At 67.2% G+C, this 25522-nt stretch carries 17 protein-coding genes; 11 read left to right on the top strand and 6 right to left on the bottom strand.

Translation table 11 applies throughout. From position 1 onward, the window contains the following. The first annotated feature begins 827 nt into the window (after positions 1–827). From pks2 to AB431_RS13685, 4 genes are read left to right on the top strand one after another with little or no spacing between them, the layout of a single operon-like run. Positions 828–7115: a type I polyketide synthase gene (gene pks2, locus AB431_RS13670; RefSeq protein WP_082135674.1), complete on the top strand. Its 6288-nt coding sequence runs from the start codon at positions 828–830 to the stop codon at positions 7113–7115. A 22-nt stretch (positions 7116–7137) separates the two neighbouring features. Further along, complete coding sequence (locus AB431_RS13675) at positions 7138–8595, top strand: condensation domain-containing protein (RefSeq protein ID WP_047330374.1); 1458 nt, start codon at positions 7138–7140, stop codon at positions 8593–8595. A 5-nt stretch (positions 8596–8600) separates the two neighbouring features. Beyond that, positions 8601–10031: a hypothetical protein gene (locus AB431_RS13680; protein ID WP_235435892.1), complete on the top strand. Its 1431-nt coding sequence runs from the start codon at positions 8601–8603 to the stop codon at positions 10029–10031. A gap of 10 nt (positions 10032–10041) precedes the next feature. Next, positions 10042–11394 carry a hypothetical protein gene (locus AB431_RS13685; protein WP_047330375.1) on the top strand — a complete coding sequence of 451 codons (1353 nt, stop codon included), beginning with the start codon at positions 10042–10044 and terminating at the stop codon, positions 11392–11394. Between the two features lie 6 nt (positions 11395–11400). On the opposite strand, the gene AB431_RS13690 is transcribed toward AB431_RS13685, so the two are convergent. From AB431_RS13690 to AB431_RS13705, 4 genes are read right to left on the bottom strand one after another with little or no spacing between them, the layout of a single operon-like run. Continuing rightward, the gene (locus tag AB431_RS13690; protein WP_047330376.1) at positions 11401–12126 is read right to left on the bottom strand and encodes a GAP family protein; all 726 of its coding nucleotides are present in this window, start codon (positions 12124–12126) and stop codon (positions 11401–11403) included. A gap of 45 nt (positions 12127–12171) precedes the next feature. Further along, positions 12172–13449, bottom strand: coding sequence for a glycosyltransferase (locus AB431_RS13695; protein WP_047330377.1), 1278 nt, complete (start codon positions 13447–13449; stop codon positions 12172–12174). 38 nt (positions 13450–13487) lie between these two features. Further along, positions 13488–14222, bottom strand: a complete 735-nt coding sequence (locus tag AB431_RS13700) for a hypothetical protein (protein ID WP_047330378.1) — start codon at positions 14220–14222, stop codon at positions 13488–13490. Between the two features lie 40 nt (positions 14223–14262). Next, positions 14263–14619 carry a hypothetical protein gene (locus tag AB431_RS13705; protein WP_047330379.1) on the bottom strand — a complete coding sequence of 119 codons (357 nt, stop codon included), beginning with the start codon at positions 14617–14619 and terminating at the stop codon, positions 14263–14265. 134 nt (positions 14620–14753) lie between these two features. Here AB431_RS13705 and AB431_RS13710 point away from each other — a divergent pair, with 134 nt between their 5' ends. The 3 genes from AB431_RS13710 to AB431_RS13720 all read left to right on the top strand — a co-directional run bounded on the left by AB431_RS13710 (position 14754) and on the right by AB431_RS13720 (position 19421). Then, entirely contained in the window at positions 14754–15329 is a 576-nt protein-coding gene (locus AB431_RS13710; protein WP_144418255.1) for a hypothetical protein, read from the top strand. A gap of 250 nt (positions 15330–15579) precedes the next feature. Beyond that, positions 15580–18699, top strand: coding sequence for an isoleucine--tRNA ligase (gene ileS / locus AB431_RS13715; protein ID WP_047330381.1), 3120 nt, complete (start codon positions 15580–15582; stop codon positions 18697–18699). Between the two features lie 2 nt (positions 18700–18701). After that, positions 18702–19421 (top strand): hypothetical protein, encoded by a 720-nt coding sequence (locus AB431_RS13720; protein ID WP_047330382.1) that lies wholly within the window; start codon positions 18702–18704, stop codon positions 19419–19421. Here the strand turns inward: AB431_RS13720 and AB431_RS13725 are convergent. Beyond that, positions 19383–20675 carry a YncE family protein gene (locus AB431_RS13725; protein ID WP_144418256.1) on the bottom strand — a complete coding sequence of 431 codons (1293 nt, stop codon included), beginning with the start codon at positions 20673–20675 and terminating at the stop codon, positions 19383–19385. The two genes, AB431_RS13720 and AB431_RS13725, sit on opposite strands and share 39 nt — an antisense overlap. A gap of 109 nt (positions 20676–20784) precedes the next feature. Here AB431_RS13725 and AB431_RS13730 point away from each other — a divergent pair, with 109 nt between their 5' ends. Beyond that, positions 20785–22161 carry a DNA polymerase IV gene (locus AB431_RS13730; RefSeq protein ID WP_047333404.1) on the top strand — a complete coding sequence of 459 codons (1377 nt, stop codon included), beginning with the start codon at positions 20785–20787 and terminating at the stop codon, positions 22159–22161. On the opposite strand, the gene AB431_RS13735 is transcribed toward AB431_RS13730, so the two are convergent. Beyond that, complete coding sequence (locus tag AB431_RS13735; protein ID WP_047330384.1) at positions 22114–23031, bottom strand: asparaginase; 918 nt, start codon at positions 23029–23031, stop codon at positions 22114–22116. The genes AB431_RS13730 and AB431_RS13735 overlap by 48 nt on opposite strands. Here AB431_RS13735 and lspA point away from each other — a divergent pair. From lspA to rarD, 3 genes are read left to right on the top strand one after another with little or no spacing between them, the layout of a single operon-like run. Further along, the gene (lspA, locus tag AB431_RS13740) at positions 23030–23614 is read left to right on the top strand and encodes a signal peptidase II (RefSeq protein ID WP_369803041.1); all 585 of its coding nucleotides are present in this window, start codon (positions 23030–23032) and stop codon (positions 23612–23614) included. The genes AB431_RS13735 and lspA overlap by 2 nt on opposite strands. Next, complete coding sequence (locus AB431_RS13745) at positions 23614–24540, top strand: RluA family pseudouridine synthase (protein ID WP_047330386.1); 927 nt, start codon at positions 23614–23616, stop codon at positions 24538–24540. The genes lspA and AB431_RS13745 overlap by 1 nt, the downstream gene beginning before the upstream one ends. Beyond that, positions 24537–25511 carry an EamA family transporter RarD gene (gene rarD, locus AB431_RS13750; RefSeq protein WP_047330387.1) on the top strand — a complete coding sequence of 325 codons (975 nt, stop codon included), beginning with the start codon at positions 24537–24539 and terminating at the stop codon, positions 25509–25511. Before AB431_RS13745 ends, rarD begins: the two co-directional genes overlap by 4 nt. Positions 25512–25522 lie beyond the last annotated feature (11 nt).

Genomic DNA, 25522 nt, shown 5'->3' on the forward strand with positions numbered 1-25522 from the left:
CCGATGAACCACCTATTCGGCCCTTTTTCTGGAAAAGTTCGCCAATTATCTGCGAATAGCCGGTCATTTCTCTAGAGCCATTTGCTGACTCCGTCCGCGAAATATCAGCGCGCTGGTAATCGAAGTTTCGGTGGGAGTGGAAATGTGGTCTTAATCACGTTTCCGTGCTTTCTGCTATTGAAATCTCAGCCTACTCTCAGGTTAGTAGCCATCTCCTGTGTAACAGAACGGTAGCTGCAGGCTAGAGGGTTTTCTGATGCTGAGGCAGGATAGCGGAAACTCTCAGGGTCGCCACGCTATCACGGTGGCCAAGGGTGCCCTTGGGCTCGATGTCCGGCCTTATCGAGTGGTGGCTGGCAAGCAATTCGGGTGAGCCCTTCGCCCAATCTGGAAACCGGCATATTTTGAATTTGCTATAACGCCGTTGATGCCAAATTGTGTCCGAATTGCGATAGTAAACACTCTGCAACTTCCAACTTGCCCCGGAAAACAGGGGCGGTGGAGGCATCCCGATGGTTGCTCAGTTGCAGACTCATCATCAAACATGCTGGTCAAAGGCTTGGATAGCGCAGTCAATGGAAGCGCTGAGAATATCTCGCCGGGAAGCGTTGTCTCCAGATCAGCTATCGGTTATCCGCCAGTCGGAGGACACCCTTAGGGTCAAAGGTCACTTTGTCCAAACCCCAATCAAAAAGTCGAAACATTTGTCGCGCACTTAACGAAAAACAGCTAGGCTACCGAGGACATTGGCAACTTTGACTCGGTGCTTTGAGCTAGATGGTCGTGTTTCGTTGCCTTGGCCAGTGCCAAGAGAGGTGTGAGCGGACGTGCGTCAGACATCTGTCACCCCCATCGCCGTAGTCGGCATGGCGTGCCGGTTGCCCGGTGGTATCGACTCGCCTCACAAGCTGTGGGAAGCGTTGCTCGAGGGTGCCGATCTGGTCACTGAAGTTCCCGCTGATCGATGGGATGCCGAGGATCTCTACGACCCGGAGCCCGGTGTGCCGGGTCGCTCGGTGTCGAAGTGGGGTGCGTTCATCGATGACGTCACCGGTTTCGATCCCGATTTCTTCGGCATCAACGAGCGCGAGGCCACGGCGATGGACCCGCAGCACAGGGTGCTGCTGGAGACCAGCTGGGAAGCCATCGAGCAGGCGGGCTTCACGCCGTCGTCGCTGTCCGGAACGTCGACCGGCGTCTTCATCGGCATGTCCCACGACGACTACGCGATGGTCACCAGCGACGCCGGCGCCTTCGACCAGGCCTACGCCTTCACCGGCAATCCGTTCAGCATGGCCTCGGGCCGTATCTCGCACGCGCTCGGTTTGCACGGCCCCGCGCTGACCACCGACACCGCCTGCTCCTCGAGTCTCGTCGCGGTGCACCAGGCGTGCCGCAGCCTGCATGAGGGTGAGAGTGACATGGCCCTGGCCGGCGGCGTGATGCTGATGCTGGACCAGCGTCTCTACGCCTCGTCGTCGGGGCAGGGCATGCTGTCGCCGACCGGACGCTGCCACTCCTTCGACGTCGCCGCCGACGGCTTCGTGCGCGCCGAGGGCTGCGGGATCGTCGTGCTCAAGCGCCTCGACGACGCTCAGCGCGACGGCGACCGCGTCCTCGCCGTCATCAAGAGCACCGCCTCCAACCAGGACGGCCGCACCGAGAACATCCTGACGCCGTCGCGCGACGCCCAGGTGTCGGTGTTCGAGGCCGCGCTGTCCGCCGCCGGCGTCGACCCCGCCACGGTCGGCATGGTGGAGGCGCACGGCACCGGAACGCCGGTGGGCGACACCATCGAATTCAACAGTGTCTCCAGCGTCTACGGCACCGACGGACCCTGCGCCCTGACGTCGGTCAAGAGCAATTTCGGCCACGCCGAGTCCGCGGCCGGCGTCCTGGGCCTGATGAAAGCCGTTCTCGCCGTGCACCACGGCGTCGTGCCGCAGAACGTGCACTTCAACCAGCTGCCCGAGCAGCTCACCAGGATCCAGACGGGCATGTTCGTCCCGTCCGAGAACATCCCGTGGCCCAAGAACGGGGGACCCCGCCGCGCGGGCGTGTCGTCTTACGGCATGTCCGGCACCAATGTGCACGCGATTCTCGAGCAGGCGCCCGATGCTCCCGTGGTCGTCGACGCCGCCAAGACCGACGCCGCCAAGGATCTCCTGGTCTTCCCGGTGTGCTCCAGCTCGGTCGACGAGCTCCGCAACACCGCTGGGCGCCTGGCTGATTGGGTCGAGGCCGCCGGCGACGATCTGTCGCTGCCGGACCTGGGCTACACGCTCGCCCGCCGGCGCGGACACCGCCCGATGCGCACGTCCGTCATCGCCGACGACCGCGCCGAGCTGATCGCCGGCCTGCGCCACGTCGCCGAGGGCGACGACCCGTTCCAGCCCGCCGTCGGTCACGACGACCGTGGCCCGGTGTGGATCTTCTCCGGCCAGGGCTCGCAGTGGGCGTCGATGGGCACCGGTCTGTTGGCCACCGAGCCGGTCTTCGCCGCGAAGGTCGCCGAGATCGAGCCACTGATCGCCGCCGAGTCCGACTTCTCGGTCACCGAGGCGATGACCGCCCCGGAGACCGTCGAGGGTATCCACCGGGTGCAGCCGACCATCTTCGCCGTTCAGGTCGCGATGGCCGCCACGATGCGGTCCTACGGAGTTGCGCCCGGCGCGGTGATCGGCCACTCGCTGGGCGAGGTCGCAGCGGCCGTCGTCTCCGGCGCACTGTCCCTGGAGGACGGCGTCAAGGTCATCTGCCGCCGCTCGCTGCTGTGCCTGCGGTTGGCCGGCGGGGGCGCGATGGCGTCGGTCGAGATGCCCGCCCAGCAGGTCCGCGAGGAGCTCGAGCAGCAGGGCATCGAAGACGTCGTCGTCGCCGTCGTGGCATCGCCCAAGTCCACCGTGATCGGCGGCGACACCGAGACCGTCCGCCGGATCGTCGCAGGCTGGGAGGCCCGCGAGATCATGGCCCGCGAGGTCAACGTCGACGTGGCGTCGCACTCGCCGCAGGTCGACCCGATTCTCGACGAGCTCGCCGAGATGCTCGACGACATCACTCCGATGGCTCCCGAGGTGCCGTACTACTCGGCGACCTCCTTCGACCCGCGCGAGCAGCCGTACTGTGACGCCGACTACTGGGTCGACAACCTGCGCCACACGGTCCGGTTCTCGGCTGCCGTCCAGACTGCGCTGGAAGACGGTTTCCGGGTGTTCGGCGAACTGGCGCCGCACCCACTGCTGATCCGCGCCATCGACCAGACCGCGGCCACGCTGGACATCTCCGTGGCCGCGCTGGCCGGGATGCGACGCGGTCAGGAAGTGCCGCACGGCATGGGCGAGTTCCTCGGCGACCTCTACTCCGCCGGAGCGCAGGTCGACTTCTCCGTGCTGTACCCGGTCGGCCGGCTGGTCGACGCACCGCTTCCGACCTGGGCGCACCGCAACCTGGTCCTGATGCCGGACGGCACCGAGAACCAGACCCGCGGCACGCACCTGGTGGCGGCCCACCCGCTGCTGGGTGCGCACGTCCGCCTGCTGGAGGAGCCCGAGCGCCACGCCTGGGCGGCCGAGGTCGGAACGTCCGCCCACCCGTGGTTGGTGGACCACCAGATCAACAACGTCGCTGCGCTGCCAGGTGCGGCCTACTGCGAGATGGCGCTGGCCGCCGCGCGCACCGTGTTCGGTGACGACGCGGAGGTCCGTGACGTCACGTTCGACGCGATGCTGCTCCTCAAGGATCTGACCCCGGTCAGCGCCACGGCCGAGGCGGACACCACTGGTGTCCTGCACTTCGTGGTCGAGACCGACGCCGAGGGCGAGCGTGAGCAGCGGGCCAGCGCCGTGCTGACCGCGGGCGAGGCCGGCGAGCAGCCGCGGACGTACGACATGGACGCGCTTCGTGACGCCCATCCCAACCATGCCGCCGGTGACGGCGTGCGGCAGTGGTTCGACGGCCGCGGCGTGCAGTTCGGTCCGGCGTTCACCGCGCTGCAGGCCGTCAACGCGGCCGACGAGAACGCCGACACCGTGCTGGCCGAGATCGGGTTGCCGACCTCGATCCGCAATCAGCAGACGTCCTACGGAGTCCACCCGGCACTGCTCGACGCCTGCTTCCAGTCGGTCGCGGCCCATCCGGGCGTGCAGTCGTCCGGCACCGGCGGTCTGCTGCTCCCGCTCGGCGTGGACCGTCTGCGCGTGCACGGCCCGGTCCGCAACGCCCGGTACTGCCTGACCCGCATCACCTCGCTCGACGGGTCCACCGTCCAGTCCGACATCGACCTGCTCGACGACTACGGCACGGTGCTGTTCACCGTCCAGGGTCTGCGGATGGGCAGCGGCATGTCGGAGAGCAATGAAGGCGACCGGGTGCTCAACGAGCGGTTGCTCGGCATCGAGTGGCGCCAGCAGCAGCTCGCCGAGGTCACCCAGACCACGTCTGCGACGTGGTTGCTGGTCAGTACCTCCGACACCGTCGACCTGCTGGCCTCGGCGCTGACCGACGCGCTCAAGCTCGCCGACGCCGACGTCACGACGATGTCCTGGCCGCAGCAGGCCGACCATGCCGCCAATGCCGAGCTGCTCGCGTCCTACTTCTCCGGCGGCAGCTTCGACAACGTCGTCGTGGTCTCCCCGGCCCGCGTCGCCGGCTGCCCCGAAGAGCAGCTGCCGCATCGCGGGGGAGAGCAGGTCCGCCACCTCGTGCGCGTCGCCCGCGAGCTGGCCGACACCGCCGGCGACGCGCCCCGGCTCCACGTGATCACCCGCAACGCTCAGACCGTGCTTTCCGATGACCGGCCCAATCTGGAGCAGGCGGGCCTTCGCGGCCTGCTGCGGGTGATCGGCGCCGAGTACCCGGAACTGCGCCCAAGCCAGATCGACGTCGACGACGATGTCGACGCCAAGCTGGTGGCCCGCGTGTTGCTGTCCGGTTCGGAGGAGGACGAGACCGCCTTCCGCGCCGGCACGTGGTACACCGCGCACCTGTTCCCGAACCCGCTGCGGCCCGACGAGCGCTACACCACCGTCGTCGATCACTCCCGCGACGGCATGCGGCTGGAAATCCGTACGCCCGGTGACATGCAGACCCTGGAGCTGGCGGCGTTCGACCGCATCCCGCCCGGGCCCGGGCAGATCGAGGTGGCGGTCACCGCGTCCAGCCTGAACTTCGCCGACGTCCTGCTGGCCTTCGGCCGCTACCCGAGCTTCGAGGGTCTGCACCCGCAGCTGGGCATCGACTTCGCCGGTGTGGTCACCGCGATCGGCCCGGACGTCACCTCGCACCGGGTCGGAGACCACGTGGGCGGCATGTCGCCCAACGGCTGCTGGGGCACGTTCGTGACCTGCGATGCCGATGTTGCCGTGACCCTGCCGCCGGGCCTGCGTGACGATCAGGCCGCCGCCGTGTCCACCGCGTCGGCGACCGCCTGGCACAGCCTGGTCGACCTGGCCAAGATCAAGGCCGGCGACAAGGTGCTGATCCACTCCGCCACCGGCGGTGTCGGTCAGGCGGCCATCGCGATCGCCCGGCACGCCGGGGCGGAGATCTTCGCCACCGCCGGTACCGAAGAGCGCCGGGACATCGTGCGCGCGATGGGCATCGAGCACGTCTACGACTCGCGAAGCGCAGCCTTCGCCGAGGAGATCCGCCGCGACACCGACGGCTACGGCGTGGACATCGTGTTGAACTCGCTGACCGGTGCTGCTCAGCGGGCCGGCGTCGACCTGCTGGCCTTCGGTGGCCGGTTCGTCGAGATCGGCAAGAAGGACATCTACGGCGACACCCGCCTCGGGTTGTTCCCGTTCCGGAAGAACCTGTCCTTCTACGGAGTCGACCTGGCGCTGATGGCGACCACGCACCCCGAGCAGATCCGCGAGCTGCTGGACACCGTGTACCGGCTGACGGCCGAGGGCGTTCTGCCCCAGCCGGAGACCACGCATTACCCGCTGGCCGATGCGGCCACCGCGATCCGCGTGATGGGTGCCGCCGAGCACACCGGCAAGCTGCTGTTGTCGGTGCCAAAGGTGGGTCACAGCAGCGTCGTCGTGCCGCCGGAGCAGGCCAAGGTGTTCCGCGGGGACGGGTCCTACATCATCACCGGTGGCCTCGGCGGCCTGGGCTTGTTCCTCGCCTCGAAGATGGCCGCGGCGGGCTGCGGCCGGATCGTGCTCAACTCGCGCTCGGAGCCGAAGCCCGACGCACTGGCCGAAATCGAGCGCATGCGGGCCGCCGGAACCGAGGTCGAGGTCGTCAGCGGCGACATCGCGCTGTCGGAGACGGTCGACCGCCTGGTGACCGTGGCCACCGCGACCGGCATGGCCGTGCGCGGCGTGCTGCACGCGGCCGCGGTCGTCGAGGATGCCATCCTGCCCAACATCAGCGACGACCTGATCGACCGGGACTGGGCCCCCAAGGTCTACGGAGCCTGGCATCTGCACCGGGCCACCACCGCGCAGCCGCTGGACTGGTTCTGCTCGTTCTCCTCGGCGGCGGCCCTGCTGGGCTCACCCGGTCAGGGCGCCTACGCCGCGGCCAACAGCTGGCTCGACGGGTTCACCCACTGGCGTCGTGCGCAGGGCCTGCCTGCCACGGCGGTTGCCTGGGGCGCCTGGGATCAGATCGGTGCGGGCAAGCACCTGGCCGCCTCGGGCGACACCACGATGATCAGCCCGGAGGAAGGCGCGCGGGCGTTCGAGGCGCTGCTGCGCCACGACCGTGCCTACAGCGGTTACGCACCGATGATAGGGACGCCGTGGCTGACCGAGCTTGCCGGGCGCAGCCCGTTCGCGGAGGCCTTCAAATCCAGTGGCGATCGTCCCGCAGACACCAGCACCTTCCGGGCCGAGCTGCACGAGCTACCGCGCGAGGACTGGCCGATGCGAGTTCGTCGATTGGTATCGGAGCAGCTCAGCCTGATTTTGCGGCGCTCGATTGATCCGGATCGGCCGATTTCCGAATACGGTCTGGACTCGTTGGGCAACCTGGAACTGAGGACGCGCATTGAAACTGAAACGGGGATACGCGTCCGATCGATGGATATAACGACTGTCCGGTCGTTGGCCGAGAGCCTGTGCGAAACACTGGCCGGCGTCATAACGTCAGCTGCATCCCGCTAATAGGGTCGAAGGGGTAATTAGGGTGGTTGCACTAACAGCAATCCATGACTGGGTAGACGCGCCAGGCAAGGTCGTGTCGTGGAGCCCGTCACCGGCCTGCCTGAAGAAAGTTCAGGACGCGCCGATCAGCGATGCTCCGGCCAGCTATCAGCAGGCCCAGCACATCCGCAGCTATCGCAATCACACGGCCAATGGCCTGGAGATGGCGCGGCTGCTGATCCCGGCGTGGAACATGCCGGGCAAGTGTGACGTCCGGGCGATGACCTTCGTCATCAACGCCTACCTGCGGCGGCACGACACGTTCCACAGCTGGTTCGAGTTCTCCGCCGACGAGAACGGTGCGGAGCAGATCGTCCGCCACACGGTGCAGAACCCGAACGACATCCAGTTCGTGGCCACCAAGCACGGTGAGATGAACTCCGCCCAGTGGAAGAAGCATGTGCTCGACACCCCGAGCCCGTTGGAATGGGATTGCTTCCGCTTCGGTGTCATCCAGCGCGAGGACCACTTCACGTTCTACGTCAGCGTGGACCACCTGCATGCCGACGCGATGCTGATGATGGCGCTGTTCGTCGAAATGCACATGAACTACGAGGCGCTGGCCGGGGGTGGCGCACCGCTGCGGCTGCCCGAGGCCGGCAGCTACCAGGATTACTGCACCCGTCAGCACGAGTACACCAAGCAGCTGACCATGGATTCGCCCGATGTCCGGGGCTGGCTGAACTTCCTGGAGAGCAACGGCGGCACCATGCCGACGTTCCCGCTGCCGCTCGGCGATCCGTCGGTGCACTGCAGCGGTGACCTGCTCACCGTCCAGCTGATGGACGAGCACGAGTCGGACCGCTTCGAGTCGGCCTGCACCGCGGCCGGTGTGCGCTTCATCGGTGGCGTGTTCGCCGCGGCAGCGCTCGCTCACCGGCAGTTGACCGGCGACGACGACTACCACGTCATCACCCCGACCACGACGCGCAGCACTCCCGCGGAGTTCATGACCACGGGCTGGTTCACCGGTGTGGTCCCGCTGTCGGTGCCCGTTGCCGCCCGCAACTTCGCCGAGGTCGCCCGGGCAGCCCAGGAGTCCTTCGACTCCGGGATGCCGCTGGCCAACGTGCCGATCGAGCGGGTCTACGAGCTGGCGGAGTCCGAAGAGACGCCGCGCATCCGGCCGGCCGGTCCCGGCGTCCCGATGCTGTCCTACCTCGACGTGGGCCTGCCGCCACTGAACCCGGTGATCATGTCCCAGTGGTATGCGCTCAACGGGCACATCTACACGGACCTGGGTGCGGCCAATCAGGTCGGCATGTGGGTGAACCGCCGTGCCACCGGCACGATCATCACGGTCGCGTACCCGGACAACCCGATCGCCCGCGAGTCGGTCGCCGAGTTCGTCGAGCTGATGAAGTGCATTTATCTTCGGGTGGCCGACGGCCGTTCCGAGCTGGTTTCGTCGTCGTCTCGCGTGCCCGCCGCGACGGTCTGATCTCCGTGGGCGACGATCGCCGCCGAGGCTCACGCCTCCGGCGCCGGGCCGTTCGGCCTGCACCCGACAATCCTGCACCCGACAATCCTGCACCCGACAATGTGGTGCCGTATGCGGATCAGGCGCTGCTGTTGGCACTGCGTGGCGCGGGCCAAGAGGCCGTCATGCAGCTCATCTGGATCTACGAGCACGAGCTCGACCTTGACGGGGTGCGGCGCTTCCACCAGAACTTCGGGCACGGGTTGGTCGGCCGCCTGATCGAGCGTTCAGCGCTGCCGTTCGGTCGGCACCGCTGGGTCTCGGTAGCCGGCCCGCAAACCCCACTGGAGATCGCCGACCACCCGCGGCCCCGCGAAGAGTTGTGGGACTGGGCCCACGAGCAGGTCGAATTGCCGCTCGATCCCGAGATGTCGCCGGCCTGGCGGGTGGGCGTCCAGTCATTCACCGACGGCACCAGCGCGGTGAGCCTGGTCGTGTCCCACACGATCGTCGACGGCGCCGGCATCGTCGCGTCCGTCATCGCCGCGATCCACGGCAGCGGTAAAGACCTCGGTTATCCGCCTCGGCACTCGCGTACCCGCACCCGCGCGGTGATCGAGGATCTGCGCCAGTTGGGTGCCGATCTGCCGGAGATCGGGCGAACACTGGTCAAGGCGGCGAAGGTCGCGACACGGCGCAGGGACGAGCTGGTGCGCCCGAGCGAACCGGTGTCCGCGCCCGCTCGCGGTCGCGGTCAGCCGGTCATGACGGCGTTCACGACTGCCGTCATCGACATCGAGCAATGGGACGCACGCGCGAAAGCGCTTGGTGGGAACTATTTTTCGCTGGTGGCCGGATTCGCCGGCAAGCTGGCTCAGCACATCGGACGCATCCGTCCCGGTGATGGCGCGGCAACGCTGATGATCCCGGTCAGCGAGCGCGACAACCCCGGCGGCGAGACCGGTGGCAACGTGGTGACGATCGCCAACGTGACGTTCGACCCGGAGCCGGTCGCGAACGATCTCACCGGTGCTCGTGCGGCGATCAAGAAGGGGCTGGTGACCGCGCGGGCGACGCCCGACGAGATGGTCGAGTTGCTGCCGCTGATCCCTTTCGTGCCGAAGCGGGCGATGGGCCGGATGGCCGACATGGCGTTCAACTTCGCCGCCGACGTCCCGGTTTCCTGTTCGAACATGGGCGATGTTCCCGACGACCTGCTCAAGATCGACGGCACACAGGCTGAACGCCTCTACTTCGGCGGTGTCGACCGTAATCTCACTCTCGACGTCCTCGAACGGCGGCGCGGCCTTATGACGGTGGCATCGGCGCGCCTCGGGGGCAAGGTCATCCTCCCGGTGATGAGTTATCAGCCCGGCGCGGATAATTCGCGCACCCGATTGCGCGAGGTGATCGCCCAAACTCTGGCAGAGTTCGAATTGTCGGGCACCATCGAGTGAGGTTTGTGCAGTGAGCACGCAATCTGAGGAGCATCGGCTCGAGTTCTTCGACCAGACGGCATTCGAGCTGATGCGCGCCACCGGGCGCGGCCAGCTCATGCAGTGCGTCTGGGTCTACGAGCACCCCGTCGACTTCGAGGGGCTTCGGCGCTTCCACCGCAACATCGCGGACTCGCTCGGCGGCCGGCGCATCGAGCGCTCACCGCTGCCGTTCGGCCGACCGCGGTGGGTCCAACCGCGCCAGGCGCCGTCGGAGATCCAGATCAACGAAACGCCCCGCCCGCGTGACGAACTCATGGCGTGGGCCGACGAGCTCGCTACCTTGCCGATCGACCCCGAATATGGCCCCACCTGGTACCTGGTGGTCCAGCCGCTGACCGACGGTGCGACCGCGATCAGCATGGTGGCTTCGCATGTCATCGGCGACGGCACCGCCGCCGGACTCGCCATCTTCGAGGCGGTCACCGGCAACGTCCGGGACGGGGGATATGACCGGCCGGGCTCGCGGACCCGTCGCCAGGCGCTGGCCGCCGATGCGCGCCAGGCCCTGCGGGACTTGCCGCAGACGCGCAAGGCGCTTGCGACGGGGGCGAAGTTGGTGTGGAGCAAGCGCCGCGACATCGCCCAGTCCAGGAAGCGGCGCGCCCGCGAGGCGTCGCTGGAGGAGATCGTCCACGTGCCATCGGTGGCGGCGTTCGTCGACATCTCCGAGTGGGATGAGCGGGCGGAAAGCCTTGGCGGAAACGGCTATTCGCTCCTCGTGGGTGTCACGGCGAAGCTGGCCGAGCGATTGGGCCGACGTCGCAAGTCCGACGGTGCCGTGACGCTGGTGATCGCGATCAACCTGCGCGAGAGCCTCGACGACGATCGGGCCCTGGCGATGGCCTTCGCGAATGCCACCGTCGACCCGGAGAAGGTGACCGTCGACCTGACCGAGGCGCGCACCGTCGTGCGCGAGTCGCGCCAGATGGCCAAGGACCAGACCGACCCGGCGATGGAACTGTTCCCGCTCATGCCGTGGCTGCCCAAGCCCGCGGTCAAGGGCGTGGCCGAGTTGCTGTTCTCGTATTCCGAAGACCTTCCGGTGTCCTGTTCCAACCTCGGCGACCTGCCGCCGCAGATCGCTCAGGTGGACGGCACGACCGCGGAGAAGGTCGTGCTGCGGGCCCTCGATCAGAACGTCACCCGCCGCGAGATCGAGCGTTCGCACGGCCAGCTGGTCGTGGTGTCCGCGCGACTCAACGGCAAGGTCGTGATCTCGATCGAGGCCTACGAGATCGGTGCGGACAACACCAAGCAGCGACTGCGGGACCTGGCCGCTCAGACGTTGACGGAGTTCGGGCTCAACGCGGTCATCGAATAGCCCGGCTCACAGGCCGTGCAGCCCGATCCCGATCAGGACGAGGCCGAGCACCGCGAGGAAGGCTCCGACGTGTTTGCGGGTACGGGTGCGGATCCAGTTATTGAAGTGCTGCACCCAGATTCGGGTTCTCGCAGGTGCGACGAGGAAGCTCAGCAGCGGCAACCACGCGACCAAGCCACCCAGTAGAAGAAACGTCAGCACCGCGGCTGCCTGCTCGAGCGGCGGGGCTTGCGAGGCGATGATGAGCGCGAGCAGTGCAAAATAATCGACGCTCGGCATCGCGAGCGTCGCGCCGAGCGATCCGGACAACAGTGACGATTCGCCCTTCAGGAACTGGCCGAAGCGGTGGACGAGTTTCTTCAGCCCGGTGGGCGGTGGGTCCTCTGTCTCGGCGACACCGTCGGTCGCGGCCCGGTTGGGCACCTCCGCCATCGACGGGTGAGAAGCCTTGCGCAACTTGATGTTTGAGGCCAGCACCGCTCCCAACAGCATGGCGACGATTCCGATGCCGATCTGAATGTAGGCCGGGTTGACGCTGCCGCTGCTCAGAAAACTGTGATGGAAGACGAACAGGACGACGAATCCCACGGTGAGGCTGACCGTCAGGCCGGTGCAGAGGAACCCGAGCAATTGGCGAACGGGCCGTTGCTTGGTCAGCAAAAAGGCGATCGCGCCGACCCGCGCCGGTTCGATGCTTATCGCAAAACCGAGCAGAACGACGGTTGTCCACACGAAGGCGAATCCTACCTTGCCAGCCGATTTGCCCGCGTGGCTCGCTTACCTGGTGACGGAGTTGCCGGCGGTCGCTTCGAGGAGGTCGGCGGCCTTCGCGACGCTGTCCGACGGGGCGGTCATCTGGGTAGCGAGCAAACGAGCCCGTTCGGCTGTTCCGGGCGTGAGCACTGCCCGGAGATCGCTCAGCAGCGAATCGCGCGTGGTGGCGGTGAACCGCCTGGACCTGCCGACGCCCAGCCGAGTGACCTGTTTGCCCCATAGCGGTTGTTCGGCCGCCACCCACAGCACCAGGGTGGGGACACCGGCGCGGACGCCGGCCGCAGTGGTGCCCGCGCCGCCGTGGTGCACCACGGCCCGGCACGACGGGAAGACGGTGGCGTGGTTGACAGCGGGAACGACCTTGACGTGTGGGGCTGTCATGGCGTCGACGTCCGAGAATCCCGCGCAGAACAGGGCCCGCTCGCCGAGCAGGTCGCACACGTCGGTGATCATGCGAACCGCGGCGGTGGGGGAGTCGAGTGGCATGCTGCCGAAACCGAAGTAAATGGGCGGGGTGCCCGCGGCGATCCACGACGCCAATTCCTCGTCGGTGTCGGTGGGCATCTGCAATGTCAGTGACCCGACGAGGGGGCGCCGATCGTCCCATTCGCCCACCAGTCCCGGGAAGAAGACCGGGTCGTAGGCCTGGATCTCCAGGGTTTTCGCGGCGACGATGCGGGCCACCGGCCGGGTCGATGCCGCAGGCAGGCCCAAGGCGACCCGCTGTTGGCTCTCGGCCGGTTTCAAGATCCGCCAATGCATCCATTCGCCGGCCGCATAGCCGGCGCTGACCACGGACAACGGCACGTGCACGGGCAGGAGTTGAGTATTGGCGCGGACGGGGAAGTAGTGCACCTCGGCCAGCGGCAGCCCGCGGTACTCGGCGATGTTGGCGGCGATTTCCTGATACGCCGTACCGCTCACGACCAGGTCGGCGCCGTCGGTCATGGCCAGCAGTGTGTCACTCATGTCGGCCCAGCCGCGGGTGGCGGCTGCCCGGGCTTTCCGCAGTGCGTTCAGCGGGTTGCCGAGCCGGAGCCAGTCCGCCGGGGCCGCCGCGGTGAGTGCATCCGGGCGTTCGAACACATCACCTTGCAGCTGTTGTTGTGAGTCGGGTCCGTACGCGACGGTCGTCGGCAACCCCGCGGATCGGACAAACGCGACGAGGTTGGGTGGGACGGCCATGTGCACGTCATGCCCGCGGCGCTGCAATTCGAGGCCTACCGCCGCACAAGGCTCGACGTCACCACGGGTGCCGTGAATGCTGACCGCGATCTTCATCGATCACCATTATCGGGTGCGCCGCCGCGGGGCACGCGTCAGCCAGGGGTTCGGGTGAACCACCGGGTCTTGATGCGCCACGAATGTGCCGAAGTCACCGCGAAGCCGGCGCCGCAGAAGCAGGCGAAGAACCAGACCAGGGTGCCGCCCTCGAGATCCTGAAGAGGGGGGACGTAGGCGGTGATGATGCGAATCGTGCAGGCGAGGATGCCGCTCGCCGACGACACCAGGTAGATGTTGGCAATGCGTCGTGACCGCGGGTCCTGGCGCAGGACGAACAGCGCCCGCGACCCGTAGCCGAGCAGATAGATCAGCGTCCCGCACAGCAGGAGCCAGTAGGCCGACAGCCAGAAGTCGGTCGGCACGGTGAAGAAGTCCGAACGATAGATTTTCGCGCCGTTGCCGATTGAAAAGGTTGCCAATAGCAAGGGAATGCAGAGCGTCGCCGGGCGCTCGACATATTGCTTGAATGCGGCCTGCGTCGCGTTGTCGTCCTGCAGCCGGCCGAGTGCGTTGTAGACGATTGCCGAAGCTGCCACGACATAGCAGTCATGGCCGATGTAGTCCTCGAGGTTCCATACTCCGGTCAGCGAGTGCAGCAGCTGACCGATGGTTTCGGACGCGAGCGGGGACATCAGGAACACCGCCGCACCCTGCAGTGCGATGTTCAAAGTGGCGGCTACTTCCCACCGGCATGACCAGGTAAGCCGCCTGATCCACAAGCTCCACGACACGAACCCAAGCGTGATCGTGATCAGTGCCCCAAGACCCATGCTTTCGTCGCCTTACGCCCCCGAATAACTTCAGCAAATACTACAGCGGAGGAGCGTCGAGTCGAGGCTTCAATTCTGAGAGTTTCGGCGGATTACGCGTCGCAGTTATATTATTAATTGTCGCCACCGTAAATGGCGAGGAGTCAATGTAATGCTGGAGTTCTTCGCGACTCATGAGTCCGAATCGGACTTGTAAGTCGGGATAACTCAGCCCGAATCGGGAAGCCACCAGACGCAACTCTTCGGCGTTCGGATAGTCGTGCTCCTTCACCCGCCGGTAATAAGTGCTGCTGGAGGTGCCTAGCGCGTCGTAGATGTCCCTGGCCTCGATGTCCCCGTCGAGGAGGTAGTCAAGCAAGGTTTTGAGCTGGCGTCCGTTCTCATCGGTCCTGGGCACGACTCACAATAACCCGAACTCCCGGTATTGGGTACCGGCGACTGGATACGACAAATTGATATGTTTATTGACACCACCGTCACACTTATGGGATTGGTCTCCCATATATGGGACACGACCGCTACGGTGGGGGCATGGTTGCACCTGTGACCTACCCGTCTAGCAATGTGCGGGTAGTCGACGATGAGATTCCCGGCCGGCCTCGACCAGAAGATTTGGTTCGATTGCCGGCGCCCCTGTCCCACGAACTGACCGCCGAACTGGACGGAGCCGTCGAGGCTGCGCGGGTCGGCGTGGAGGAAATCCTCTTGGCCGCTCTGGGCCGGGCGATCGCCCGCACCATCGGCGTCGGTTACGTGACGGTCAGCGGCTTGACCACAGTTCAGCCCCTTCGGCTGTGCTGTGCCGACTCTCGAGGCATGGATGCCAACGCGTTGTTGGCCGACGTCCGCGAAGCGCTGATGCCAGCCCGGCTCAGTACGTCGCCGGCCGACGTCGCGTTCTCGTTCCTCGGGTTGCCGCCGGAGCCGTCCCTCGGGCCGCTGCAACTGGCTGACGGTCCCGCGCTGGGCATTCTCGCCTACCGCGCCGACGGCGAGCTGCAGATGGACTGGTGGTACGACTCGCGCAGGCTGGATCACTGCACGGTCGAAGAATTGACCAACCAGTTCCGACTCGGCCTGATCAGCGTGACCTCCGAGGCCACCTGAGGTCTACGACACCGGCCACGGGCTAGAATTCTGCCAACGGCACCGATCCGGCCATCACCGGGGAGCCTTCGGAAGAAAGGCCCGCGCCGCGGCGCGGAAACGACCGAGTAGAACCGAACGGGTGGGCCCGTCACAGCCTGTGAAGAGCGACGCACAGCGACGTGCGTAAGCGGGGTGGTACCGCGGCGCTCGCGCACCGGCGCGTCGTCGTCCCCGTGTCCAGACAGCTGGCACAGGAGACAACGTACCCGTGACCGATAATGGCTACCCGAAGCCGGCCGGTGGCTCACCCAACTTCCCGGCCCTCGAACTCGAGGTGCTCGACTACTGGGCGGCCGATGACACGTTCCGGGCCAGCATCGCCCAACGTGATGGCGCCGAAGAGTATGTCTTCTATGACGGTCCGCCGTTCGCCAACGGTCTGCCGCACTATGGGCACCTGCTGACCGGGTACGTCAAGGACATCGTGCCGCGCTACCGCACCATGCGCGGCTACAAGGTGGAGCGGCGATTCGGCTGGGACACCCACGGTCTGCCCGCCGAACTCGAGGTGCAGCGGCAGCTCGGCATCACCGACAAGGCCCAGATCGAAGAGATGGGCATCGAGAAATTCAACGACGCCTGCCGGGCCTCGGTGCTCAAGTACACCAGCGAATGGCGCGAGTACGTGACCCGTCAGGCCCGCTGGGTCGACTTCGACAACGACTACAAAACCCTGGACCTGTCGTTCATGGAGTCGGTGATCTGGGCGTTCAAACAGTTGTGGGACAAGGGTTTGGCATACCAAGGCGTGCGGGTGTTGCCGTACTGCTGGAACGACGAAACCCCGCTGTCGTCGCATGAACTACGCATGGACGACGACGTCTACCAGAGCCGGCAGGACCCGGCGATCACCGTCGGCTTCCGGATCAACGAGGCCGGATCCGATCTCAACGATGCCTACTTGCTGGTGTGGACCACCACGCCGTGGACGCTGCCGTCGAATCAGGCTGTCGCGGTCAATCCCGAGGTCAGTTACGTGGTGGTGCAGGTGGATGGCCGGCGCCTGGTGCTGGCGCAGGCCCGATTGGCCGCCTACGCCCGCGAACTGGGGGAGGAGCCGGAAGTGCTGACCACCGTCACCGGTGAGCAGCTACTCGGGCTGCACTACCTGCCGCCGTTTCCGTACTTCATGGAGTCCGCCAACGCTTTTCAGGTGTTGCGCGGCGACTTCGTCACCACCGAGGACGGCACCGGAGTGGTGCACATGGCGCCCGCCTACGGCGAGGACGACAAAGCCACCACCGACACCGTCGGCATCGTGCCGGTCACACCGGTGGACTCCAAGGGCCGGTTCGATGCGACCGTGCCCGACTATCAGGGCCAGCACGTGTTCGACGCCAACCCGCAGATCATCCGGGACCTGAAAAACGGAACCGGGTCGGCCGCAGTCAACGCCCCCGTGCTGATCCGCCACGAAACCTACGAACACTCGTACCCGCACTGCTGGCGCTGCCGCAATCCACTGATCTATCGCGCGGTGTCGTCGTGGTTTGTGAAGGTCACCGAGTTTCGGGACCGGATGGTCGAGCTCAACCAGCAGATCACCTGGTACCCCGAGCACGTCAAGGACGGGCAGTTCGGCAAGTGGCTGGCCGGGGCCAGGGACTGGTCGATCTCGCGAAACCGGTACTGGGGCACACCCATTCCGGTGTGGGTCTCTGATGACCCCGCCTATCCGCGGATTGATGTCTACGGCAGTCTCGACGAGCTCGAACAAGATTTCGGGGTTCGCCCGGACAACCTGCACCGGCCCTACATCGACGAGCTGACCCGGCCGAATCCCGATGATCCGTCCGGCAATTCGACGATGCGCCGGATCGAAGACGTCTTCGACGTGTGGTTCGACTCCGGGTCGATGCCCTACGCGCAGGTGCACTACCCGTTCGAGAACGAGGACTGGTTCGCGAGCCATTTCCCTGGCGACTTCATCGTCGAGTACATCGGCCAGACCCGCGGGTGGTTCTATACCTTGCACGTGCTGGCCAGTGCGCTCTTCGACAAGCCCGCGTTCAAGACGTGTGTGTCACACGGGATCGTGCTCGGCAATGACGGCGCCAAGATGAGCAAGTCGCTGCGCAACTATCCCGACGTCAACGAGGTGTTCGACCGCGACGGTTCGGATGCCATGCGGTGGTTCCTGATGGCGTCGCCGATCCTGCGTGGCGGCAACCTGGTGGTCACCGAGCAGGGCATTCGCGAAGGCGTTCGCCAGGTCTTGCTGCCGCTGTGGAACGCCTACAGCTTCCTGACGCTCTACGCGCCGAAAGTCGGCACGTGGCGTACGAATTCGAGCCACGTGCTGGATCGCTACATCCTGGCCAAGCTGGCCGAATTGCGTGACCAGCTCACCGATTCGATGGATGTCTGTGACATCTCCGGCGCCTGTGAGCAGCTGCGCCAGTTCACCGAGGCGTTGACGAACTGGTATGTGCGCCGGTCACGTTCGCGGTTCTGGGAAGAGGATCCCGACGCGATCGACACCCTGCACACCGTGCTCGAGGTGACCACCCGGCTGGCGGCTCCGCTGCTGCCGATGGCCACCGAGGTGATCTGGCGCGGCCTGACCGGCGAGCGGTCGGTGCACCTGACCGACTGGCCGCAGCCCGGTGTGGTGCCGGCCGACCCCGCGCTGGTTGCCGCCATGGACCAGGTGCGCGACGTGTGTTCGACGGCGTCGTCGCTGCGCAAGGCCAAGAAGCTGCGGGTGCGCTTGCCGCTGCCGAAACTTACTGTGGCGGTGGATAATCCGCAGAGCCTCGAGCCGTTCACCGATCTCGTTGCGGACGAGCTGAACGTCAAGTCCGTCGAGCTCACCGACGACGTGCCCGCGTACGGCCGATTCGAGCTGACCGTCAACGCGCGCGCCGCCGGGCCGCGGCTGGGCAAGGCCGTGCAGGAGGCGATCAAGGTCGTCAAGGCCGGCCAGGGTGTGCTCAATCCGGACGGGACGCTTACCGCGGGCGATGTGGTGCTCAACCCGGACGAGTACAGCTCGCGTCTGGTGGCCGCCGATCCGGAGTGGACGGCCGCTCTGCCGGACGGTGCGGGGTTGGTGGTGCTGGATGGCACCGTCACCCCGGAGCTGGAAGCCGAGGGCTGGGCCAAGGACCGCATCCGCGAGCTGCAGGACCTGCGGAAGTCGAGCGGTCTGGACGTCAGCGATCGGATCCGGGTCGTCATGTCGGTACCCGCCGAACGGGCGGATTGGGCTGCGGCGCACACCGATCTGATCGCGGGCGAGATATTGGCAACGAGCTTCGACTTCGGCGAGCCCGACGCCGGCGTCGAGATCGGCGACGGCGTGCGGGTCGCGATCGCCAAGGCCTGAGCATGGCCGACGACGCACTCGACGAGCTGTACGCGCAATCACCCGACGGCTTCACCGTGACGCGAACGGAACTGGCCAAGCAGGCCAAGCAGCGCGGTGACACTCAGGCCGCCAAGGAGATCGCCGCCGCGCGACGGCCCACCAAAGCGGCGTGGGTGGTCAACCTGCTCGCAATCCGGGACCCATCGGTGCGAAAGCAGCTCGGCACGCTCGGTGAGCGGCTGCGTGCCGCGCATCAGACGATGGACGGCAAGCGTATCCGTGAACTGTCGGCCGAGCAGCGCCACCTCATCGATGCGTTGGCAGACAAGGCGTTTCGGTTGGCGCAGATGGCACAGCCGGTCGCGGCCGTGCGCGAGGACGTGGTTGGCACGTTGCAGGCGGCGGTAGCCGGTCCGGAGGTGGCGGACGCACTGGGGCGGCTCGCCAAGCCCGAGAGCTGGTCCGGTTTCGCCGAGGGCGTCGAACGAGCGGACGAGCAGGAAGACCCGGAGCCGGCCAAGCCGACGGCGCGTGAGAAGCGCGAGCAGCAGGAGCGACAACGTGAGCGCGCCAAGGCGCAATCACTGGTGCATGCCGCCGAGCGGGAGCGAGACGCCGCACAGAAACGACTCGACGACGCGCAGCGAAAACTCGACGACGCCGAACAGGTGCTGGCCGAGGCCAAGCGCCGGCTCGAGCGGTCAGACGACGGTCGCAGCGACCGCCGGCAGCAGTCCTGACCCCCGCAACGCGTCCGTGATCAGCGCCGGCACCCAGAGAATCGCCGGCAGCACGTAGAACGCCAGGATCGCCGAACCGAGGAATCCGACGACGAACAGACCAGGGGCAAGCGCACTGCCCAATGGCGTGGCGAAGAATGCGGCCAGATCGAACCCGAACGGCGGGAGCAGTGGCAGGAGCGGTGTGGCGTTGGCGCCGCGGGTGTCGACAAACGACACCAGACCCGAATTGGTCGTCACGAGTGCCACTCGGCCGTCGCCCAGCAGCGAGACTCTCGCCGTGCCGGGGAATGTCAGCGGGTTTCCGGCCAACCAGCCGGCCGCTGTGTCGATCACGGTCACCCGGGTCGAGGGCCCGCTGTTCGAGTTGTCGATGGTGGTGGTGACAAGGGCGCGGGTGCCGTCGGCGGTCATGATCGGCGCGGTCTTCGCATAACCCTTGACGGGAATCGTCCCGGCCACGTCGCCGGTCGTCGCGTCGATCACCGCCACAGCGGTCGTCTCCCCACCCAACTGCGACAGGGTGATCACCACGCGGGTGCCATCGGTATTCCACACCGGTGCGACGAACGGGTAGCCGTCGAGGGTCGCGGTTCCGGTCTGGGTGCCCGTCTTCGTATCCAGCGTGGCGACCCAGATCTGGGAGGTGGACTCCAGGAAGAGGGTGACCACCGCGCGGGTCCCGTCGGGGGCGAACGACGCGGACATCGGCGAGGCGTCGACGTAGCCGAGCGTGTTGCCGATCTGCCCCCCGGCGGTCATGTCCATCACCACGGCCACGGCCTCGACCTTGTCGGTGGCCGGGTTGTGGAAGGTCGTGGTGATCAGGGCTCGTTTGCCGTCGGCGCTGCGGACCGGCGCGCCCGCCGAACCGTCAACGGTGACAGTCGATCCGATCGGGCTGCTGGTGGTGGCATCGACGACCGTCACCGATGTCTTGTCCCCGACCGGGTCGTAGGCGATGCTCAGGTCGCGGCGCGCGTTGGTCGCTGACCCGGCCGCGGTCATCAACAGCGTCACCGAAGCCGTTGGCGCACCGGGCTTTCGCGTGGGTGCCGGTTTCATCGCCGCCAGGGTGTTCGTGCGTTGGTGCACTCTTGCCGACTTCGCAGTGCCCGCGTGACCCGACGACGGCGACGGGGCTGCAGCCGAGGCATCCGCCGACGCCGCCGGCGCGTTGAGCAATACCGCGGTGCCGATTCCCAGCGCCACCGCCAATCCGCCGACATAGCCGACGAGATGTCCCGTACTCACACCAGTCATCGTGCACCCCGGCGCGCCGACGACGCTCAGTATTCGGCTACTGCATCCGGGGCAGCCAATAGCATCGGGAGTCGTGGAGCGCTGGGTCCTGCATTTCGACATGGATGCGTTCTTCGCGTCCGTCGAGCAGCTGACCCGCCCGACGCTGCGCGGGCGTCCGGTACTGGTCGGCGGGCTCGGCGGCCGCGGCGTGGTGGCCGGCGCCAGCTATGAATCCCGGGTCTTCGGCGCGCGCTCGGCGATGCCGATGCATCAGGCCCGCCGCTTGGTAGGTGCCGCTGCGGTGGTGCTCCCGCCGCGCGGCGTGGTCTACGGCGTGGCCAGCCGCCGTGTACTGGACACGGTGCGGGCGCTGGTGCCCGTGCTCGAGCAGCTCTCCTTCGACGAGGCATTCGGCGAGCCCGCCGAACTCGCCGGTGCCAGCGCCGAGGACGTCGAGGAGTTCGCCGTGATGCTGCGGCGGCGGGTGCGGGAAGAAACCGGCCTGGTGGCGTCCGTCGGGGCTGGATCGGGTAAGCAGATCGCCAAGATCGCCTCGGATCTGGCCAAGCCCGACGGGTTCCGGGTGGTCCGCCGAGACGAGGAACGCACGCTGCTCGACGGCCTGCCGGTACGCCGGCTGTGGGGGATCGGCCCAGTCGCCGAGGACAAGCTGCACCGCCTCGGCATCGACACCATCGGCCAGCTCGCCGCCCTGACCGACGCGGAGGCGGCCAGCGTTCTGGGCGCCACCGGCGGGCCCGCGCTGCACCGACTGGCTCGCGGCATCGACGACCGCCCGGTCGCCGAGCGCGCGGAGGCCAAGCAGATCAGTGCCGAGTCGACGTTCCCCGCCGACCTCACCACCGTCGAGCAGCTGCGCGAGGCCATGGGCCCGATCGCCGAGCACGCCCACCGGCGCCTGGAGCGCGACGGTCGCGGCGCCCGCACGGTCACCGTCAAGCTGAAGCGGTCGGATATGAGCACCCTGACCCGGTCGGCGACGCTGCCGTACGCGACCGGCAACGTCGGCGCCCTGACCGCCACCGCATTACGTCTGCTGCTCGACCCGCGCGAGATTGGCCCCATTCGCCTTCTCGGCGTTGGATTTTCGGGGCTATCCGACGTTCGTCAGGAATCGTTGTTCCCCGATCTCGAACAGCAGGAGACCGAGGTCGTCGATACGCCGGACACTCACGCGCCGGCGCCGGAGCGGACTGCCGATGTGGGCGGCTGGCGTATCGGCGACGATGTCCGCCATCCCGAGTTCGGCCACGGCTGGGTGCAGGGTGCGGGTCACGGTGTGGTCAGCGTGCGGTTCGAAACCCGCGGCAGCGGACCCGGAGTGATGCGGACGTTCCCCATCGATGACCCTGAGTTACTCAAGGCCAACCCGGTCGACAGCCTGGATTGGGCCGACTATCTGGCGGAACTCCAGGACCGGTCCGGCTCAGCGCAGGCGGGCAATGACGTCGGCCACGGGCAACCCCAGGCTTAACGCCGCCATCACCAACACCCGGGCCTGGCTGCTGCGCAACCGCGGCACGAGGACGGCGCCTGCGGCCACCAGATCGTGGCCCGGTCCGTACGCCGCGGCGGTGCGTCCGCCGGGCACCCGGGTGGTCACCACCACGCTCACGCCGCGGGCACACGCGCCCCGCACCGCCGCCACCACGGGCGGTCCCGCGTTGCCTGCGCCCATCGCCTCGATCACCAGGCCGGCCGCCCCCGCGTCGACGAACGCGTCGATCGCCGTCTCGTCGGCACCTGGATAGACCGCCACGATGTCGACGCGCACCGCCTCGGCGACCGCCCCCAGATAAGCCCGCGGCGTACCGCCCGTCACGCTGAACATTCCGTCGCTGACCCGGCCCACGGGTGTGCGCCCGCCGAACAGGTCGGGACCACCCACCTTGGTGGTGCCCAGCGCGGGCAAGACCCGTCCGGCGAAACAGATCAGCACCCCGAGGCCGCGGGCGAGCGGGCTGTCCGCCACGGCAAGGGCGTCGCGCAGGTTGCCCGGCCCGTCGGCGTCGGGGTCGTCGGCCGAGCGGGCCGCACCGGTGACCACCACCGGTACGTCCCCGCCGTAGGTGAGCTCCAGCCACAGCGCGGTCTCTTCCATCGAATCGGTGCCGTGCGTGACGACCACACCGTCGGCGTCCCGGGCGGCGTCGGTGACCGCATTTCCGATGCGCAGCCAATCGGCCGGGGTCAGCTGCGAGCTGTCGACGGTGAACAGGTCGATCACCCGGGCATCGAGCCCGCCGACCAGTTCGGCGCCGCCATGCACCGGCCGCAGCACGCCCTGCCCGTCGGCGCTGGTGGCGATCGTCCCGCCGGTGGTAACGACGACGAGTCGGGGCATGCCCAACAGACTAGGGAATGATGGGGGTGTGACCGACGAATCCAGGCCCCGAACCGAGTCGCCACGGCGGCTGCGGTTGCTCTTGTCGGTGGCGGGCGTGGTGCTGGCGCTCGATGTGATCACCAAGGTGCTGGCGGTGCGGTGGTTGACCCCCGGCCAGCCGGTCTCGATCATCGGCGACACCGTCACCTGGACGCTCGTGCGCAACTCGGGTGCGGCGTTCTCCATGGCCACCGGTTACACCTGGGTGCTGACGCTGGTCGCGACCGGGGTCGTCGTCGGGATCTTCTGGATGGGCCGACGGCTGGTGTCGCCGTGGTGGGCCGTCGGGCTCGGGATGATCTTGGGCGGCGCGCTGGGCAACCTGGTCGACCGATTCTTCCGCTCACCGGGCCCGCTGCGCGGGCACGTCGTCGACTTCCTGTCGATCGGCTGGTGGCCGGTGTTCAACGTGGCCGATCCGGCGGTCGTCGGCGGGGCCATCCTGCTGGTCGCGCTGTCGCTGTTCGGCTACGACTTCGACACCGCCGGGCGCCGCAAGACCGAGCCGGCCACCACCGACGACAAGGCCGAGACGGCCTGATGGCCGAGCGGTCCATGCCGGTCCCCGAGGGTCTGGCCGGCATGCGCGTCGACGCGGGACTGGCCCGGCTGCTGGGGCTTTCGCGTACGGCCGCGGCCGCGATCGCCGAGGATGGTGGTGTCGAGCTCGACGGCGCGCGGGCAGGTAAGTCGGACCGCCTCGAGGCCGGCGCATGGCTGCATGTGCAGATCCCCGAGGAAGCGCCCCCGCCGGAGAACACGCCCGAAGAGATCGAGGGCATGACGATCCTGTACTCCGACGCCGACATTGTCGCCGTCGACAAGCCGCCGGGTGTGGCAGCCCACGCCACGGTTGGCTGGCACGGTCCCACCGTGCTCGGCGGGCTGGCCGCCGCCGGATTCCGGATCAGCACGTCCGGGATCCACGAGCGGCAGGGCATCGTGCACCGGCTCGACGTCGGCACCTCCGGGGTGATGGTGGTAGCGCTGTCCGAGCGGGCCTATACCCTGCTCAAGCGGGCGTTCAAGCAGCGCACCGTCGACAAGCGTTATCACGCTGTGGTGCAAGGACATCCGGATCCATCCAGCGGCACCATCGACGCGCCGATCGGGCGGCACCGGGGCCACGACTGGAAGTTCGCCGTCACCGAAACCGGGCGGCACAGCATCACTCACTACGACACCGTCGAAATGTTCCGTGCCGCAAGTCTTCTCGACATCCACCTGGAAACCGGTCGCACCCACCAGATCCGCGTGCACTTCGCCGCACTGCATCACCCGTGCGCCGGGGATCTGACCTACGGCGCCGACCCGGTGCTGGCCAAGCGGCTCGGCCTGGAGCGGCAGTGGTTGCATGCGCGGTCGCTGGCGTTCGCGCATCCCGCCGACGGCAGGCACTTCGAGGTCACCGCTCCCTATCCGGCCGATCTGCAGCATGCCCTGGACGTGCTGCGCGGCGAATCGTGACGGCCGCCGAACAGGAGACCAAGACCAGCGGTCTGTTGTACGGAATCGGCGCCTATGGCTCGTGGGGCCTTTTCCCGGCGTTTTTCCCGTTGCTGAAACCAGCTGGGGCACTTGAGGTTCTGGCCCACCGCATTGTCTGGACGCTGGTGCTGATGGCCGGCGTCCTGGTGGCGATGCGCAAGCTGTCCGACCTGCGGTCGATCACCGGACGCACCTGGCTGCTCCTGGTCTGCGCCTCGGCCCTGGTCTCGGCGAACTGGGTCATCTTCATCTTCGCGGTCAACAACGGCCATGTCGTCGACGGTGCCCTCGGCTACTTCATCAATCCACTGGTCAGCGTGTTGCTCGGGGTATTGATCTTCCGGGAGCGGCTCAACCGGGCCCAGCTGGTGGCCGTGCTGATCGCGCTCGCGGCGGTGGTGCTGCTGGGCATCGAGGTCGGCGGCCCGCCGTTCATCGCGCTGGGCCTGGCACTGACGTTCGGCCTCTACGGCGTGGTCAAGAAAGTCGTGCCCACCGACCCTCGGGTGAGCGTCGGCGTGGAGGCCGCGGTCGCCGCTCCCTTTGCCGTCGCCTACATCGCCGTGTTGCAGCTGAGCGGGCACGGACAGTTCACCGGCAACGGGCCGGGCCACGTCGCTTTGATGCTGCTGTCCGGGCCGATCACCGCGATCCCGCTGCTGTTCTTCGCCGCCGCCGCCCAGCGGCTGCCGCTGGTGACTCTCGGGTTGCTGATGTACCTCAATCCGGCCATGCAGATGACCTGGGGTGTTGTGGTGGCGCACGAACCGATGCCGCCGGCCCGCTGGGTGGGGTTCGCGCTGATCTGGCTGGCGCTGCTGGTATTCAGCGGTGACGCGCTGCGGCGGGCCCGCACCCGGTCGTCGACGGCGGCGCCGGGGTCTAGGGCACGGAACCTATACTCGTCGTCGCGGCCAGGCCGCGACGATGGCGGCACGCGCCGCCACTAGTCACTGGGGGT

It is taken from the genome of Mycobacterium sp. EPa45 (assembly GCF_001021385.1).
GTDB lineage: Bacteria > Actinomycetota > Actinomycetes > Mycobacteriales > Mycobacteriaceae > Mycobacterium.